The organism is Pseudoxanthomonas sp. YR558, from assembly GCF_900116385.1.
In the GTDB taxonomy this organism is placed as follows: Bacteria; Pseudomonadota; Gammaproteobacteria; order Xanthomonadales; family Xanthomonadaceae; genus Pseudoxanthomonas_A.
Genome location: NZ_FPCI01000001.1, coordinates 257,885 through 271,887 on the forward strand (window position 1 = coordinate 257,885; position 14,003 = coordinate 271,887).

The window sequence follows — 14,003 nt, forward strand, 5'->3', positions numbered from 1 at the left end:
GTCATTCGTCTTGCGGAGGCGCGTCGGTGCCGGCGCCGAGGGTGCGTTGCATCTGCACGGTGTCCAGCCAGCGACCGTGCTTCCAGGCGATGCCACGGAAGATGCCGATCAGGGTGAAGCCGAACTTTTCGTGCAAGCGGATGGAAGCGGTGTTGGTGGGTTCGCCGATCACAGCGATCATCTGCCGATAGCCACGGGCTTCGCAGGCGTCGATCAACGCTTGCATCAACGCGGCGCCGATGCCGCGACCCTTCAGGCCAGGCACCACGTAAACGGAATTCTCGACGGTCTTGCGGTAGCCGATGCGGGCGCGGTAGCTGCTGGCATAGGCGTAACCCGCGAACTGCCCATCCAGTTCGGCCACCAGGTAGGGATAGCCGCCATCGAGCACGGCGCGCATGCGCTGCGCCATCTCCGCTTCATCGGGTACGTCGTACTCGTAGGTATTGACGTGCTCGCGGACTTCCGTGGCGTAGAGATCGGAAATCGCCAGCACGTCGGCCGGCGTGGCGTCACGGACGATCAGCGGCACGCGCGGGCCTCAGTCGATGTAGCGCTTGAGGAGGTCGCCGTACGCATCAATGCGGCGATCGCGCAGGAACGGCCAGATGCGACGCACGTGCTCGCTACGTTGCAGGTCGACGTCGGCCATCAGGATGGTCTCGTCGCCACCGGCTTCGGCGATGAACTCGCCCTGTGGGCCAAGCACATGGCTGTTGCCCCAGAACTGGATGCCGGAGGCCCCGAGCGGCGAGGCTTCGTGGCCGACGCGATTGCAGCTCAGGACCGGCAAACCGTTGGCGACCGCATGGCCGCGATGGCTCAGGACCCACGCATCGCGCTGGCGGTTCTTCTCGGCCTGTTCGTCGTCCGGATCCCAGCCGATCGCGGTGGGATACAGCAGCAGGTCCGCGCCGGCCAGCGCCATCAGGCGCGCGGCTTCCGGATACCACTGGTCCCAGCACACCAGCACGCCCAGGCGGCCGACGGAGGTGTCGATCGGCGTGAAGCCGATGTCGCCCGGTGTGAAGTAGAACTTCTCGTAGAAACCCGGGTCGTCCGGGATGTGCATCTTGCGGTACTTGCCCGCGATGCTCCCGTCCTTTTCGTAGACCACGGCGGTGTTGTGGTACAGCCCCGCGGCACGGCGCTCGAACAGCGACGACACGAGCACCACGCCGTGCTGCTTGGCGAGCTTGCCCAGGCGCTCGGTGCTCGGGCCGGGGATGGGTTCGGCCAGGTCGAACTCCTGTACCGATTCGTGCTGGCAGAAGTAGGCGCCGTTGTGCAGTTCCTGCAGCAGCACGAGCCGCGCGCCGCGCTTGGCGGCTTCGGCCACGCGCGCTTCGATCACCGACAGGTTGGCGTCGGCATCGCCGTGGTTCTTTTCCTGGATCAAGGCGACGGGCAGGGTGGTGCGGTTCATCGGGCGCGGTCGGGCAGCGGCGGGGAAGGGGACGCATGGTACCGCGTCCACCCTTCACGCAGGCACACGCGGCGTGAACACGCCGTGCCGCGCTCAGGACGTCGCGGCCCGCTCGCGACGGCGGTGCTGGCGGCCCAGCACGAGGCCGGTCATGGCCCATGCCAGCGCCACCCCGGTGCCGATCAGCATGGCGGCAGCAGGGTGCTCGGCGAGCACGTCCAGCGCTCGCTTCACCCAGCCGCTCAGTGCATCGCCACCGCGGTACACCACGGTGTCGATGAAGTTCTTGGCTTTGTATTTCTGCCCCGGCGGCACGATGGTGTAGAGCATCTCGCGGCCCGGGCGGACGAAGGCGTACTCGCCGGCGCGGCGCGCGACCATCACCACCACGAACACGCCGAACACCGGCGCGAGCGCAAGCCAGAGGAAGCCTGCCGCCATCACCAGCGGCACCGCCACCAGCAGCACACCCACGCCGAGCCGCTGGGCGATGCGGCCGGTGATGAACAACTGGCTGAGGATGGCCAGCGCCTGCACGACGGTATCGATCGTGCCGAAGACGCGGGTCTGCTGCTCCTTGTCGGGGAACAGCTGCTCCACCAGTTTGGCCTGTTCGAAATAGAGGAAGGTCGTCACCGTCGCCAGCAGCAACACGAACAGCGCAATGCCGGCGAGGTACGGCGACTTGAAAACTTCGGTGGCACCCGCGAACGGGTTCCCACCCAGCGGCGCACGTCGTTGCTCGGCGGTGCTGACTCCACCGTACGGCAGCGGGTGCGCATCGCGCCACTGGTGCAGCCACAGCGCGGTCGCGCCACTCGCGCCCATCAGCAGCGCCGACAGCAGCATCAGCCCCCCATGCCCCAGGCTGCCGACCAGCAGCGTCGTCAGTAGTGGACCCGCCAAGCCGCCCAGGCTCGCACCGCTGGCGATCAGGGCGAACAGGCGCTTGGCCTCGCTGCTGGCCAGTACATCGGCGAGCACGCTCCACGCGAGCGAGATCAGCAGCAGGTTGATCACCGACACCCAGATATAGAAGCCGCGTGCCAGCCACACGTCGTCAGGTCGGACCAGCATGGCCAGTCCGAACGCCAGCAGGCTGGCGACGACCGCACCGAACACCCAGGGCAGGATGCGGCGGCGCGACACCTTCGACGCGATCCAGCCGAACACCGGCAGCACGATGAGCGTGGCCACGAAGGTGCCGGTGAACAACCACTGCAGGTTGTCCACGCCCCCGGTGACGCCCATCGTTTCCCGGATCGGCCGCAACATGAAATAGCCAGCGAACAGCAGGAAGAACATCAGTAGACCGGCGCCCACCGCAGGCGCTTCGTGCGGGGCGACGTTGAACAGTCGTGACAGCAGGCGCGTCAGCGCGCTGCGCTGGGTGAGGTCTGGGGCGTGTGGCATGGAGGGCTCAGGCGAGGGCGGCGATCAGCGCGTCGCGCTGGGCGGAGGTCAGGTCCGGACCGACCCCGGCCTTCAGGTTGTCGGTCTGTCGGTCCGGTTTTCCCGTCGCCGGAATCACCGCGGTGACCGCAGGATGGCTGAGCGCAAATTTCAGGAACGCCTGCGCCCACGATGTCACCCCGGCCTCGGTCAGCACAGGCGGAACCGGCTTGTCCTTCACCTCTGCGAACAGCTTGCCGTCCTCGAACGCGCGGTTGATAAGCACGGCCACGCCCAGGTCTTGCGCCAGCGGCAGTACGCGCTTCTCGGCACCACGGCTTGCCACCGAATAATTGATCTGCAGGAAGTCGGGCTTCTCGGCTTGTACGACGTCGGCCAGTTCGTCCTGCGCGCGCTCGACGTAGTGGGTGACGCCCACATACTTCACCTTGCCTTGTGCCTTCAACTCGCGCGCGACGGCCATCTGCGTCTTCAGGTCGCCCAGGTTGTGGACCTGCAGCAACGCGACCTTGTCGGTCTTCAGGCGGCGCAGGGTGTCCTCGAACTGCGCCATGCCCGCTTCGCGACCGGTCACGCCGGACAGTTTGGTGGCCAACCAGGCTTTCGTCGTCAGGCCCTGCTCGGCGAGCAAGATGCCCATGACGTCCTCGGCCACGCTATACGTGGGCGCGCTGTCGATCAGGGTGGCGCCGGCGGCGAAGAATCGCTTCAGCACTTCGCGCAGTGGATCGAGCTCGACAGAACTTTGACCGACCTCGAAGCTGCCGGATGTACCCATGCCGATCACCGGGATCCTTTCGCCGGTCGACGGGATGGCCCGTGTGTTCAACGGGCCCGCGGCGGCGGTCGCGCTCGCGGTCGGCGCTTGTGCCTGGGCGGCATCGCGGCAAGCCGCCAAGCCGAGGCCGGCGGCCGCGATCGCGGAAGTGGTCAGGAACTTGCGTCGTGTGTACACGGCCGTCTCCTTCGGGGGAAACGGTCGTTATCGGGGATCAGCCCAGGCAGGATGTAAACGAAACGTTCAATCTGCGCCCAACTGATGTCACGGTGCCACGAGTCGTGGCGCGAAGGCGATGCTCAGCCCAGTAGTCCGGCCGGCAGCTGCATGGTGATGCAGTGCAGGCTGCCGTTCTGCCAGATCAGCGCGCGACAAGGCACCTGCACGATCTCACGGTCCGGATAGGCCTGCGCCAGCACGGCGGCGGCGGCATCGTCCGCGGCGTCGCCGTAGGCCGGCATCAGCACGGCGCCGTTGATGATCAGGTAGTTCGCATACGACGCGGCCAGGCGGCGCCCGTTGTCGATCACCGGCTGGGCCCACGGCAGCGGGAAGGCGCGGTACGGGCGGCCGTCGGCCGTGCGCAACGCGGCGATGTCCACCGCCATGGCCTGCAGCTCCGCGTAGTGTGCGTCCGAAGCGTCATCGCAGGCCTGGTAAACGATGGCGTCGTCCGGGGCGAAGCGGGCGAGGGTATCGATGTGGGCGTCGGTGTCGTCGCCTTCCAGGTAGCCATGATCGAGCCACAGCACGCGCTTCTGCTTCAGCCAGCCGGCCAGCTTTTCCGTCAGTGCTTCGCGGCTGGCATCGGGGTGGCGCTCGTGGAGGCACTGCCAGGTTGTCAGCAACGTGCCCGCGCCGTCAGTCTCTATGGCGCCACCTTCCAAAGCAAAATCAACGCTTTGGACGAAATAGTTATGAAACAGCTGTAAACCGGAAAGTTCGCCCACCAGGCGATCGTCGCGGCTGGCTTCGTACTTGCCGCCCCAGCCGGTGAAACGGAAATCCAGCAGCTTGAAACGATGCCCGTCGCCCAGCGTGATCGGGCCCGAGTCGCGTAGCCAGGTGTCGTCGTACTCCGCCGGCACGAAACGCACCTTGTCCATGTCGACCCGCGCCGAGCGCAGGCGGGCCTCGGCGTAGGTCTGGAGGTCGTCGTCGGCCACGCAGATGACGGCCGGCTGGAACCGCGTGATGGCAGCGACCAGCGCCACGTAGGTTTCTTCCACGTCCGCCAGGCGATCGGCCCAGTCGGTGTCGGCGTGCGGCCACGCGATCAGGACCGCGGATTGGGGTTCCCACTCCGCGGGGAAGCGAAAGGCATCGGTCATGGCATCAATGTCGCGGCCGCGCCGCGCAGGTGTCAGCGGATGGGGGGCTTCGGGCCGACTTCTTCGGCACTCGCCTTGTTGATCACCACGTCGATGACGCGGCTCTTCTCGAAGTATACGGTGAAACCCGGATACACCCAGCGATGGATCACCGGCCACTGGCGCTTCTGTCCACCGCGCGGTTCGAGCTTCTGCTGCGGGGCGCCGAAGCGGGCTTCCACGTCGGCTGCGGTTTGGCCGCGGACGGGTGCGGCGGCAGGCGTTTCCTGCGCGCGCTCGACCAGCAGGGTGTCGGCGAACGCCGGGCCGGACAGGCCGAGCAGGGCGATCAAGGGCAGGGCAAGGACGCGACGGCTCATGGTTGGGTTCCCCTAGGTGACCCGCCTTTTATAACAAAAGCCGTAAAACAAAAAACCGCCCGGAGGCGGCTTTCTGTGCTTTGCCTGGGGCGCCGTGGAGCGGCCTGGCAGGCGATCCGTTCTTAGCGCTGGCGCGCCTTGAAGCGGGGGTTGGACTTGCAAATCACGAAGACCTTGCCGCGGCGGCGGACCACCTTGCAGTCGCGGTGACGGGCCTTCGCCGACTTCAGGGAGGACAGGACCTTCATGAGTTGAAACCTCGGCGTAAATGTATGGGGTGAAGCGAAGCCCGCTATTCTAGCGGCAATTCCATAGCCGGATCAAGCGGTTGCATGGTGCGGCTCGAAAGGCCGTCGCCGGCACCCATCGGCGCACGGCCGGCGAGCGTCCATAATGGGGTATTCGATCGCTGGAATCCCGCATGTCCGACCTCGCCCCCGTCCTGACCATCGATGGCCCTTCGGGCGCTGGCAAGGGAACCGTCAGTCGGATCGCCGCCTCGAGGCTGGGTTGGCACTACCTCGATTCCGGGGCGCTTTACCGCGCGGTCGGCGTGGCCGCCAGCTGGGCGGACCTGGACATTTCCGATCCGGCGGCTCTGGTTCGCTGCGCCTTCGACACCCGGGTGAGTTTTCGCGAGACCGAGGCGGGATTGCGCGTGATCGTCGACGATCTGGATGCCACCGACGAGCTTCGTCTGGAAACGACCGGCGCGCTTGCGTCGGCGATCGCGGCCATTCCCGAGGTGCGTGCCGCCCTGAAGGAGCGGCAGCGCGCCTTCCGCCAGGCGCCGGGCCTGGTGGCGGACGGGCGCGACATGGGGACGGTCATCTTCCCGGATGCGGTCTATAAGGTGTTCCTGACCGCCAGCGCCGAGGAGCGGGCTGAAAGGCGGTATAAGCAGTTGAAAGACAAAGGGGTTTCAGTCACAATCGACGGTCTGCTACGCGAGATCCTCGCTCGCGACGCCCGTGACGCCCAGCGCACGGTGGCGCCCCTGCGGCCGGCTGATGATGCCGTCCTCATCGACACCACCGGTCTCGGCATCGACGCCGTCGTCGACCGCGTGCTGGCCCTGGTGCCGGCACGCGCGGGCTAGTTCCCGCGTCGCAGAAGGCCCCGTGCGGAATCCTCCGCGCGGTATTCCAACCACAACACTCACGGCCATACGCATCCCGCGCAGGCCGACAACGGGTGGACCGTTGCGCTTTTCGTGCGCACCGGTCTGTGTCATCAACTGAGTATTCATCAATGACCGAATCATTTGCCGAACTGTTTGAACAGAGCCAGACCCAACTGGCCAAGCTGAAGCCGGGCGCGATCGTCACCGGCGTCGTCGTGGAAGTCCGCAACGACGTCGTGGTGATCAACGCCGGCCTGAAGTCCGAAGGCATCGTGCCGATCGAACAGTTCCGGAACGACGCCGGCGAAATCGACGTGGGCGTGGGCGACGAAGTGAAGGTGGCCCTCGACTCGATCGAGAACGGCTTCGGCGAAACCGTCCTCTCGCGCGAGAAGGCCAAGCGCGCCATGGTGTGGGACGAGCTGGAGCAGGCGCTGGAGAAGAACGAGACCATCACCGGCCGCATCAGCGGCAAGGTCAAGGGTGGTTTCACCGTCGACATCAAGGACGTCCGCGCGTTCCTGCCGGGCTCGCTGGTCGACGTGCGCCCCGTGCGCGACCCGGGCTACCTGGAAGGCAAGGAGCTGGAGTTCAAGCTCATCAAGCTGGATCGCAAGCGCAACAATGTGGTCGTCTCCCGCCGTGCGGTGGTCGAGAGCGAGCATTCGGAAGAGCGCGAGCAGCTGATGGACAAGCTGCAGGAAGGCGTGGTGCTGAAGGGTGTGGTCAAAAACCTCACCGACTACGGCGCATTCGTGGACCTGGGTGGCATCGATGGCCTGCTGCACATCACCGACATGGCATGGAAGCGCGTGCGTCATCCGTCCGAAGTCGTGGAAGTCGGCCAGGAGCTGGACGTCCGCGTGCTGAAGTACGACCGTGAACGCAATCGCGTCTCGCTGGGCCTGAAGCAGCTGGGCGAGGATCCGTGGGACAACATCGCCCGCCGTTACCCGGCCAACAGCCGCGTGTTCGGTAAGGTCTCCAACGTCACCGATTACGGCGCGTTCGTCGAGATCGAGCCGGGCGTCGAAGGCCTGGTGCACGTCTCCGAGATGGACTGGACCAACAAGAACGTCAACCCGTCCAAGGTCGTGCAGGTCGGCGATGAAGTCGAAGTGATGGTGCTGGACGTCGATGAAGAGCGTCGCCGCATCTCGCTGGGCATGAAGCAGGTTGCCGCCAATCCGTGGGAGACCTTCGCTGCCACCCACAAGAAGGGCGACAAGGTGTCCGGTCAGATCAAGTCGATCACCGACTTCGGCATCTTCATTGGCCTGGACGGCGGTATCGACGGCCTGATCCACCTGTCGGACATCAGCTGGAACACCACCGGCGAAGACGTCGTGCGCAACTTCAAGAAGGGCGACAACCTGGATGCCGTGGTGCTGGCCGTCGACCCGGAACGCGAGCGCATCAGCCTGGGCGTCAAGCAGCTTGAGCAGGATCCGTTCGGCCAGTACATGGCGTCGCATCCGAAGGGCACGAAGGTCGAAGGCACGGTCAAGGAAGTGGACGCCAAGGGCGCCACGATCGAGCTGGCCGATGGCATCGAGGGCTATGTTTCGGCTCGCGACATCAGCTACGACCGTGTGGACGACGCCAGCCAGCACCTGAAGGTCGGCGACAAGGTCGAAGCCAAGTTCATCGGCATGGACCGCAAGGGCCGCACGCTGCAGCTGTCGATCAAGGCCAAGGACGAAGCCGAGACCGCCGAAGCACTGGCCGAGTACAACAAGACCGCCGCTGAAGCCGCTACCGGTACCACCAGCCTGGGCGCGCTGCTGCGTGCGCAGCTGGATGGCGGCAAGTCCGAGTAATCGGCTACCTGTCGTTCGTTTCTCTGCAGTACCGTCCCCACCGGCCCGGGTTCGCCCCGGGCCGGTGCGGGTACATCCGCTCTGAACACTAGCCGATGACCAAGTCCGAACTCATCGAAATCCTGAGCCGTCGCCAGCCCCACCTCAAGGCCGAGGACGTCGACCTTGCCGTGAAGTCCTTGCTGGAAATGATGGGCGGTGCCTTGTCCCAGGGCGACCGGATCGAGATCCGCGGTTTCGGCAGCTTTTCTCTGCACTATCGTCCGCCCCGCATGGGCCGCAATCCCAAGACCGGCGAATCCGTTGCATTGCCGGCAAAACATGTGCCCCACTTCAAGCCCGGCAAGGAGCTGCGCGAGCGCGTCAGCGACGTCACGCCGATTGAGGAAGCCGGCGAGTAAGCCGCACTCGGGCGCGTGTCCTACCGCGCCGTCTCCGCTAAGCTAGGCGCCGTCCTGCACGGAGTCGCCTGATGAATACCTTCCGCCTGGTCGTCGCGCTGTTGTTCCTGGCCTACGGACTCATCATCGGCGTACTCAATACCCAGCCGATCACCCTCAAGCTGGTCTTCAGCGAATTCCAGACCTCATCGGGCGTCGGGATCATGCTGTCACTCCTCCTGGGTGTCGTCATCGGCGGCCTGATCGTGGTCGCCACCGTGGTGTGGCCCCTTTACGCAAAGCTTCGCAAGGCGAACAGGGCCGCCGTGCCCGGCGTTGCGGTGCCGGCCTCCCCGGACAAGGGTGTTTGAACCATGGCCTTCCTCACCGAGTGGTTCTGGTTCTTCCTGTTTCTGCCGCTGGCCGCGCTAAGCGGCTGGATCATCGGCCGGCGCGGCGGACAGCGGCATGGCGACACTCAGGTCAGCCGTCTCTCGAGCACCTACTTCCGTGGCTTGAACTATCTGTTGAACGAGCAGCCGGACAAGGCGATCGAGCTGTTCCTGCATATCGCGGAGCTGGACAAGGAAACCTTCGAGACGCAGGTCGCGCTTGGTCACCTGTTCCGCCGTCGAGGCGAGGTGGACCGTGCGATCCGCCTGCATCAGGGACTGGTGCAGCGCCCGGATCTCAATGACCAGCAGAAGGTGCAAGCACTGCTTGCTTTGGGCGAGGACTACATGCGGTCCGGCCTGCTCGACCGGGCTGAAACGGTTTTCAGCGACTTGGCTCGTATCGACCAGCGCGCCCCGCAAGCGCTCAAGCACCTGATAGGCATCTACCAGGCCGAGCGCGATTGGGAAAAAGCCATCGATAACGCCAGGCGCTACGAAGAGGTCACCGGTGAGCCGATGGGCAAGCTCGTCGCTCAGTTCGAATGCGAACTCGCCGAAAGGCAGCGCACGGCGAACAGCGTCGACGCCGCCCGTACCGCGGTCGCGCGCGCCTATGAGGCCGACGCCGGCAGCGTACGTGCCGGCATCATCGAGGGGCGGATAGAGTCCGATGCGGGCAATGCCGAAGCGGCGATCCGTGCCTTCGAGCGGGCCGCCCGGCATGATCCCGACTACCTGCCGGAGGTATTACCTAGCCTCTTGGCGAGCTACGACCAGGTGGGCGACCTCTCGGGCGCTCGCGCGTTCCTCTCCGAGATGTGCGAGCACTACCGCGGGATCGCGCCGGTGCTCGCGTTGACGAAGCTGGTCGAGCGCCAAGACGGAGTCGCGGCGGCGCGGGCGTATCTCGCCCGTCAGCTCAAGGATCGTCCCTCCGTGCGCGGCGAGGCTGCGCTCATCGATCTGACCCTCGCCGAAGGCGCCGACCCCACGGCGACTCTCAACGACCTCAAGCACATCACCGACCAATTGCTGGTACGCAACCCCAGCTACCGTTGCACGCGCTGTGGCTTCGGCGCGCGTACGCATCACTGGCAATGCCCTAGCTGCAAGGAGTGGGGCACGATCAAGCCGCTGCTCAACTACGCGGTGGTCTGATGCCGGCACTGCCTGCCTGGCTGCTGGTGCACTTCGCCGGCGCCGCTATGGGAACCTGGTGGGCACGGCGCTATGCCTTGAAGGGCAACCTGATGGATCACCCCGGCGAACGGCGAAGTCATGCCGCGCCTACGCCTAGGGGAGGGGGCATCGCGATTGTCGCGATGGTGCTGCTGGCTGGCATCGCGGTCGGCGCGCAAAATGCCGAAGACCGCTGGCTGCTCTGGAGCTTTGTTCCCGGCCTGATGATCGTAGCCGGAATCGGCTGGTGGGATGACCACAGACCGCTGTCGCCTTGGCTACGTTTGGGCGTGCAGGCGATCGCCGCAACACTGTTGGCGTCCGGGGTCTGGTCGGCTACGGATACCCTGTGCTATGCCATCTTTGCCTTCGTGGCTGCCATGGTGTTGGTTAACGTCTGGAATTTCATGGATGGCATCAATGGCCTGGCCGCCAGCCAGGCGTCGCTGGCAGCGCTGGCGTACGCGGCGTTGATGCCCGCCAGTGGGGCCGTGACTTGGATCGCCTGGGCGTTGTTCGCTGCTTGTGCGGGGTTCCTGCCCTTCAACTTTCCGCGCGCACGCATCTTCATGGGCGACGTGGGCAGTGGCGCGCTGGGTTACACCCTCGCGATGCTGGTGGCGATGTCGGTCGTCGCGGCACCCCTGGACTCCGTGCCGCTGACCTTCCTGCCACTCTGTGCGTTCCTTGTCGACGCCAGCTTCACGTTAGCGTGGCGCATGCTGCGCGGCGAGCGTTGGTGGACCCCACACGTCAGCCATCTGTACCAGTGGGCCGCGCGGCGATGGGGGCACAGTTGCGTAACCGTGATTTATTTGGTGTTCGGTAGCGTTAGCTTATTGTTAAGCTTCACCTTGCCGAATACGACCCGTGGAACAGGCGCGGCGGTCGTGGCAGGTAGCTACGCGGCGGCAGGTGCATTGTGGTTTTTATTGCGCAGGGGATGGCGCGACTAGTATCTGGAGAAGGATCTGATGGAATCCTGGCGGGACCGAGTAAGCAGTTGGATACCCCGCGCCTTGGTGGCAGCCCACGATCTCGTGATGGTCTGGGTCTGCTGGCAGGTCCTTCACCGTTTGCGTTATGCGATGCTGGCCCATGGGCCAGAGTTCCCGCTGTGGTCCAACGAGATCGCCATCGTATTGGTGGCGCAGGGCGTGGTGTTCTGGTGGATGGGCCTGTACCGCGGCCTCTGGCGGTTTGCGAGTCTGCCCGACCTCTGGAACATCGTTAAGGCCTGCGCGCTGGGTTTTCTCGGCGTCGTGTTGGGCCTGTTCTTCTACAATCGATTCGGGTCCACGCCGCGTGCCGTACTCGGGTTCTATCCCTTTGCCATGGTCGTCTTCCTTGGCTTCCCTCGATTGGGCTATCGCGCTTGGAAAGATGTCCAGGTGCAGAGGACGAACGAGAGCGCATCTCGTGTACTGATCATGGGCGCGGGGCGTGCGGGTGAGGCGCTGGTGCGCGAACTGCGCCGAACCGGTGTCTACCATCCGGTGGCCTTCCTCGATGACGCCCCGCGACTGCACGGATCCAAGCTTCAGGGCGTCCCCGTCCTGGGGGGACTGGAAGATGCCGCCGCCGTCGCACGCGAAACCGCCGCCCGCATGCTGGTGATCGCGATGCCCTCGCTGGACGCCCCTGCCATGCAGCGTGTGGTCGCGATCTGCGAGAGTACAGGGCTGCCGTTCCGCATGGTGCCGCGCCTGGTAAACGTACTCGAAGGCCAGTCGATGCCGGGCGACCTCAAGGAAGTCGCGATCGAGGACCTGCTGGGCCGCAAGTCGGTGACCCCGGACTGGAAGCTCATCCGTGGCTGGTTGGGGGGGCGCACGGTCATGGTCACCGGTGCCGGCGGCTCGATCGGCTCGGAACTGTGCCGGCAGTGCGCGCGCCATGGCGCGCAGCGCATCGCCCTGGTCGAGATCGACGAACTCGCCCTGATCACGATCCAGGGGGACCTGCGTCGAGCCTTCCCGGATCTTGAGGTGCTGCCCGTCCTGGGCAACTGTGGCGACCCCGCGGTGATCGCGCACGCAATGCGTATCGCCGAACCCGATGCGGTCTTCCACGCCGCGGCATACAAGCAGGTGCCCCTGCTGGAAGGCCATCTGCGAGAGGCGGTCGGCAACAATGTACTGACCACCGAGACGGTAGCGCGCGCCTGCCGTGAGGCGGGCGTGGCAACCTTCGTGCTGATTTCGACGGACAAGGCGGTGGATCCGGTCAACGTGCTGGGGGCGACCAAGCGTCTGGCTGAAATGGCGTGCCAGGCCCTGGACGATGCGAGGTCCAGCACTCGCTATGTGACCGTCCGGTTCGGCAACGTACTGGATTCGGCGGGCAGCGTTGTACCGCTTTTCCGCGACCAGATCCGCAAGGGCGGGCCGGTCACCGTGACCGATCCCGAGGTGACCCGTTACTTCATGACCATTCCCGAGGCCTGCCAGCTGATCCTGCAGGCGGCATCGGGCGCGGCCCACGCCTCGATCTACACGCTCGACATGGGCGATCCGGTACCGATCCGCTTGCTGGCCGAGCAGATGATCCGTCTTGCCGGCAAACAGCCCGGACGCGACATCGCCATCGTCTACACGGGGCTGCGTCCGGGCGAGAAGTTGCACGAGACGCTCTTCCATGCCGACGAGCGCTACCAGCCGACCTCGCATTCCAAGATCATGAAGGCCTTTGCGCGCGACGTTTCGCCGGAGTTCATCGAACTGGCGCTTCAGCGCCTTCGTGCCGCCCACGCGCGCTACGACACCACCGAGCTGGGGGAGGTGCTGCGTGTCGCGGTCCCCGAGTTCACGCCCTTGTCAAATGATCATGACGAGACTTCCGCTAACATCGTGGTCTTCCCAGGCCGTGATGCTCGCAGGACTCGATGACTTCCACCCGTATCCGCAAGGCCGTATTCCCCGTCGCGGGGCTTGGTACCCGCTTCCTACCCGCCACCAAGACCGTCCCCAAGGAAATGTTGCCGATCATCGATCGGCCGCTGATCCAGTATGCCGTCGATGAAGCGATCGAGGCCGGGTGCGACACGCTGATCTTCGTCACCAACCGCTACAAGCATGCGGTGGCCGATTATTTCGACAAGGCATACGAGCTCGAACAGAAGCTGGAGCGGGCAGGGAAGAGCGAGCAGCTCGACCTGGTGCGCAACGTGCTGCCGTCGCATGTGCGCGCTGTGTTCGTGACACAAGCCGAGGCGCTGGGCTTGGGGCACGCGGTGCTTTGCGCTAAACCCATCGTCGGGAACGAACCCTTCGCGGTACTGCTCCCCGACGATCTGATATGGAACCGGGGACCCGGCGCCTTGAAGCAGATGGCGGATGCCGCTGAACGGTCAGGCGCCAGCGTCATTGCGGTGCAGGACGTCGCTCCGGAACAGACCGGCAGCTATGGCATCGTTGCCACCGAATCCTTCAACGGACGCGAGGGCAGGATCGGTGCGATCGTCGAGAAGCCGAAGCCGGAAGACGCTCCTAGTACGCTCGCTGTGGTCGGTCGTTACGTCCTGGACGGTCGCATCTTCGAACTGCTGGAGAACACGACTCCGGGCGCAGGTGGCGAGATCCAGCTGACCGATGGCATCGCGCAGCTGCTGCAAGAGAAGCCCGTGCATGCCTACCGTTTCCAGGGCACCCGCTTCGACTGCGGAACACATATCGGGTTGATCGAAGCGACGATCCGTTATGCGCTTGACCATGAAAAGCTCAGCGACGCGGCGCGCGACACCATGCAGAACGCGTTGAGCGAACTTGGCGTACGGGACCTGCAGTAAACCTTGAGCGGG

At 65.2% G+C, this 14,003-nt stretch carries 15 protein-coding genes; 8 read left to right on the forward strand and 7 right to left on the reverse strand.

Annotated features, from left to right (window positions below):
* Position 1: 1 nt before the first annotated feature.
* The 7 genes from BM365_RS01130 to ykgO all read right to left on the reverse strand — a co-directional run bounded on the left by BM365_RS01130 (position 2) and on the right by ykgO (position 5,555).
* A complete protein-coding gene (locus tag BM365_RS01130; protein ID WP_093485836.1) occupies positions 2-532 on the reverse strand; it encodes a GNAT family N-acetyltransferase in 531 nt (176 codons plus the stop codon).
* Between the two features lie 9 nt (positions 533-541).
* Positions 542-1,426 (reverse strand): carbon-nitrogen hydrolase, encoded by an 885-nt coding sequence (locus tag BM365_RS01135; protein ID WP_093485838.1) that lies wholly within the window; start codon positions 1,424-1,426, stop codon positions 542-544.
* Positions 1,427-1,519: 93 nt separating this feature from the next.
* Positions 1,520-2,839, reverse strand: a complete 1,320-nt coding sequence (locus BM365_RS01140) for an NTP/NDP exchange transporter (RefSeq protein WP_093485840.1) — start codon at positions 2,837-2,839, stop codon at positions 1,520-1,522.
* A 7-nt stretch (positions 2,840-2,846) separates the two neighbouring features.
* Complete coding sequence (locus BM365_RS01145) at positions 2,847-3,794, reverse strand: aldo/keto reductase (protein ID WP_093485842.1); 948 nt, start codon at positions 3,792-3,794, stop codon at positions 2,847-2,849.
* Between the two features lie 122 nt (positions 3,795-3,916).
* Positions 3,917-4,948, reverse strand: a complete 1,032-nt coding sequence (locus BM365_RS01150; RefSeq protein WP_093485844.1) for an agmatine deiminase family protein — start codon at positions 4,946-4,948, stop codon at positions 3,917-3,919.
* Positions 4,949-4,980: 32 nt separating this feature from the next.
* Positions 4,981-5,307 (reverse strand): hypothetical protein, encoded by a 327-nt coding sequence (locus BM365_RS01155; RefSeq protein WP_056878655.1) that lies wholly within the window; start codon positions 5,305-5,307, stop codon positions 4,981-4,983.
* A gap of 122 nt (positions 5,308-5,429) precedes the next feature.
* A complete protein-coding gene (gene ykgO, locus BM365_RS01160) occupies positions 5,430-5,555 on the reverse strand; it encodes a type B 50S ribosomal protein L36 (protein ID WP_010342887.1) in 126 nt (41 codons plus the stop codon).
* A gap of 173 nt (positions 5,556-5,728) precedes the next feature.
* Between ykgO and cmk the strand changes: the two genes are divergently transcribed.
* The 8 genes from cmk to galU all read left to right on the forward strand — a co-directional run bounded on the left by cmk (position 5,729) and on the right by galU (position 13,991).
* The gene (gene cmk / locus BM365_RS01165) at positions 5,729-6,406 is read left to right on the forward strand and encodes a (d)CMP kinase (protein ID WP_093485846.1); all 678 of its coding nucleotides are present in this window, start codon (positions 5,729-5,731) and stop codon (positions 6,404-6,406) included.
* Positions 6,407-6,534: 128 nt separating this feature from the next.
* Positions 6,535-8,250, forward strand: coding sequence for a 30S ribosomal protein S1 (rpsA, locus tag BM365_RS01170; RefSeq protein ID WP_255412317.1), 1,716 nt, complete (start codon positions 6,535-6,537; stop codon positions 8,248-8,250).
* 95 nt (positions 8,251-8,345) lie between these two features.
* Positions 8,346-8,651 (forward strand): integration host factor subunit beta, encoded by a 306-nt coding sequence (locus BM365_RS01175; protein WP_056878658.1) that lies wholly within the window; start codon positions 8,346-8,348, stop codon positions 8,649-8,651.
* Positions 8,652-8,722: 71 nt separating this feature from the next.
* Complete coding sequence (locus BM365_RS01180; RefSeq protein WP_093485850.1) at positions 8,723-9,001, forward strand: LapA family protein; 279 nt, start codon at positions 8,723-8,725, stop codon at positions 8,999-9,001.
* A 3-nt stretch (positions 9,002-9,004) separates the two neighbouring features.
* Positions 9,005-10,183 (forward strand): lipopolysaccharide assembly protein LapB, encoded by a 1,179-nt coding sequence (gene lapB, locus BM365_RS01185; RefSeq protein ID WP_093485852.1) that lies wholly within the window; start codon positions 9,005-9,007, stop codon positions 10,181-10,183.
* Complete coding sequence (locus BM365_RS01190; protein ID WP_093485854.1) at positions 10,183-11,160, forward strand: MraY family glycosyltransferase; 978 nt, start codon at positions 10,183-10,185, stop codon at positions 11,158-11,160. The genes lapB and BM365_RS01190 overlap by 1 nt, the downstream gene beginning before the upstream one ends.
* 18 nt (positions 11,161-11,178) lie before the next feature.
* Positions 11,179-13,092: a nucleoside-diphosphate sugar epimerase/dehydratase gene (locus tag BM365_RS01195; protein WP_093485856.1), complete on the forward strand. Its 1,914-nt coding sequence runs from the start codon at positions 11,179-11,181 to the stop codon at positions 13,090-13,092.
* Entirely contained in the window at positions 13,089-13,991 is a 903-nt protein-coding gene (galU, locus tag BM365_RS01200; RefSeq protein WP_093485858.1) for a UTP--glucose-1-phosphate uridylyltransferase GalU, read from the forward strand. The genes BM365_RS01195 and galU overlap by 4 nt, the downstream gene beginning before the upstream one ends.
* Positions 13,992-14,003 lie beyond the last annotated feature (12 nt).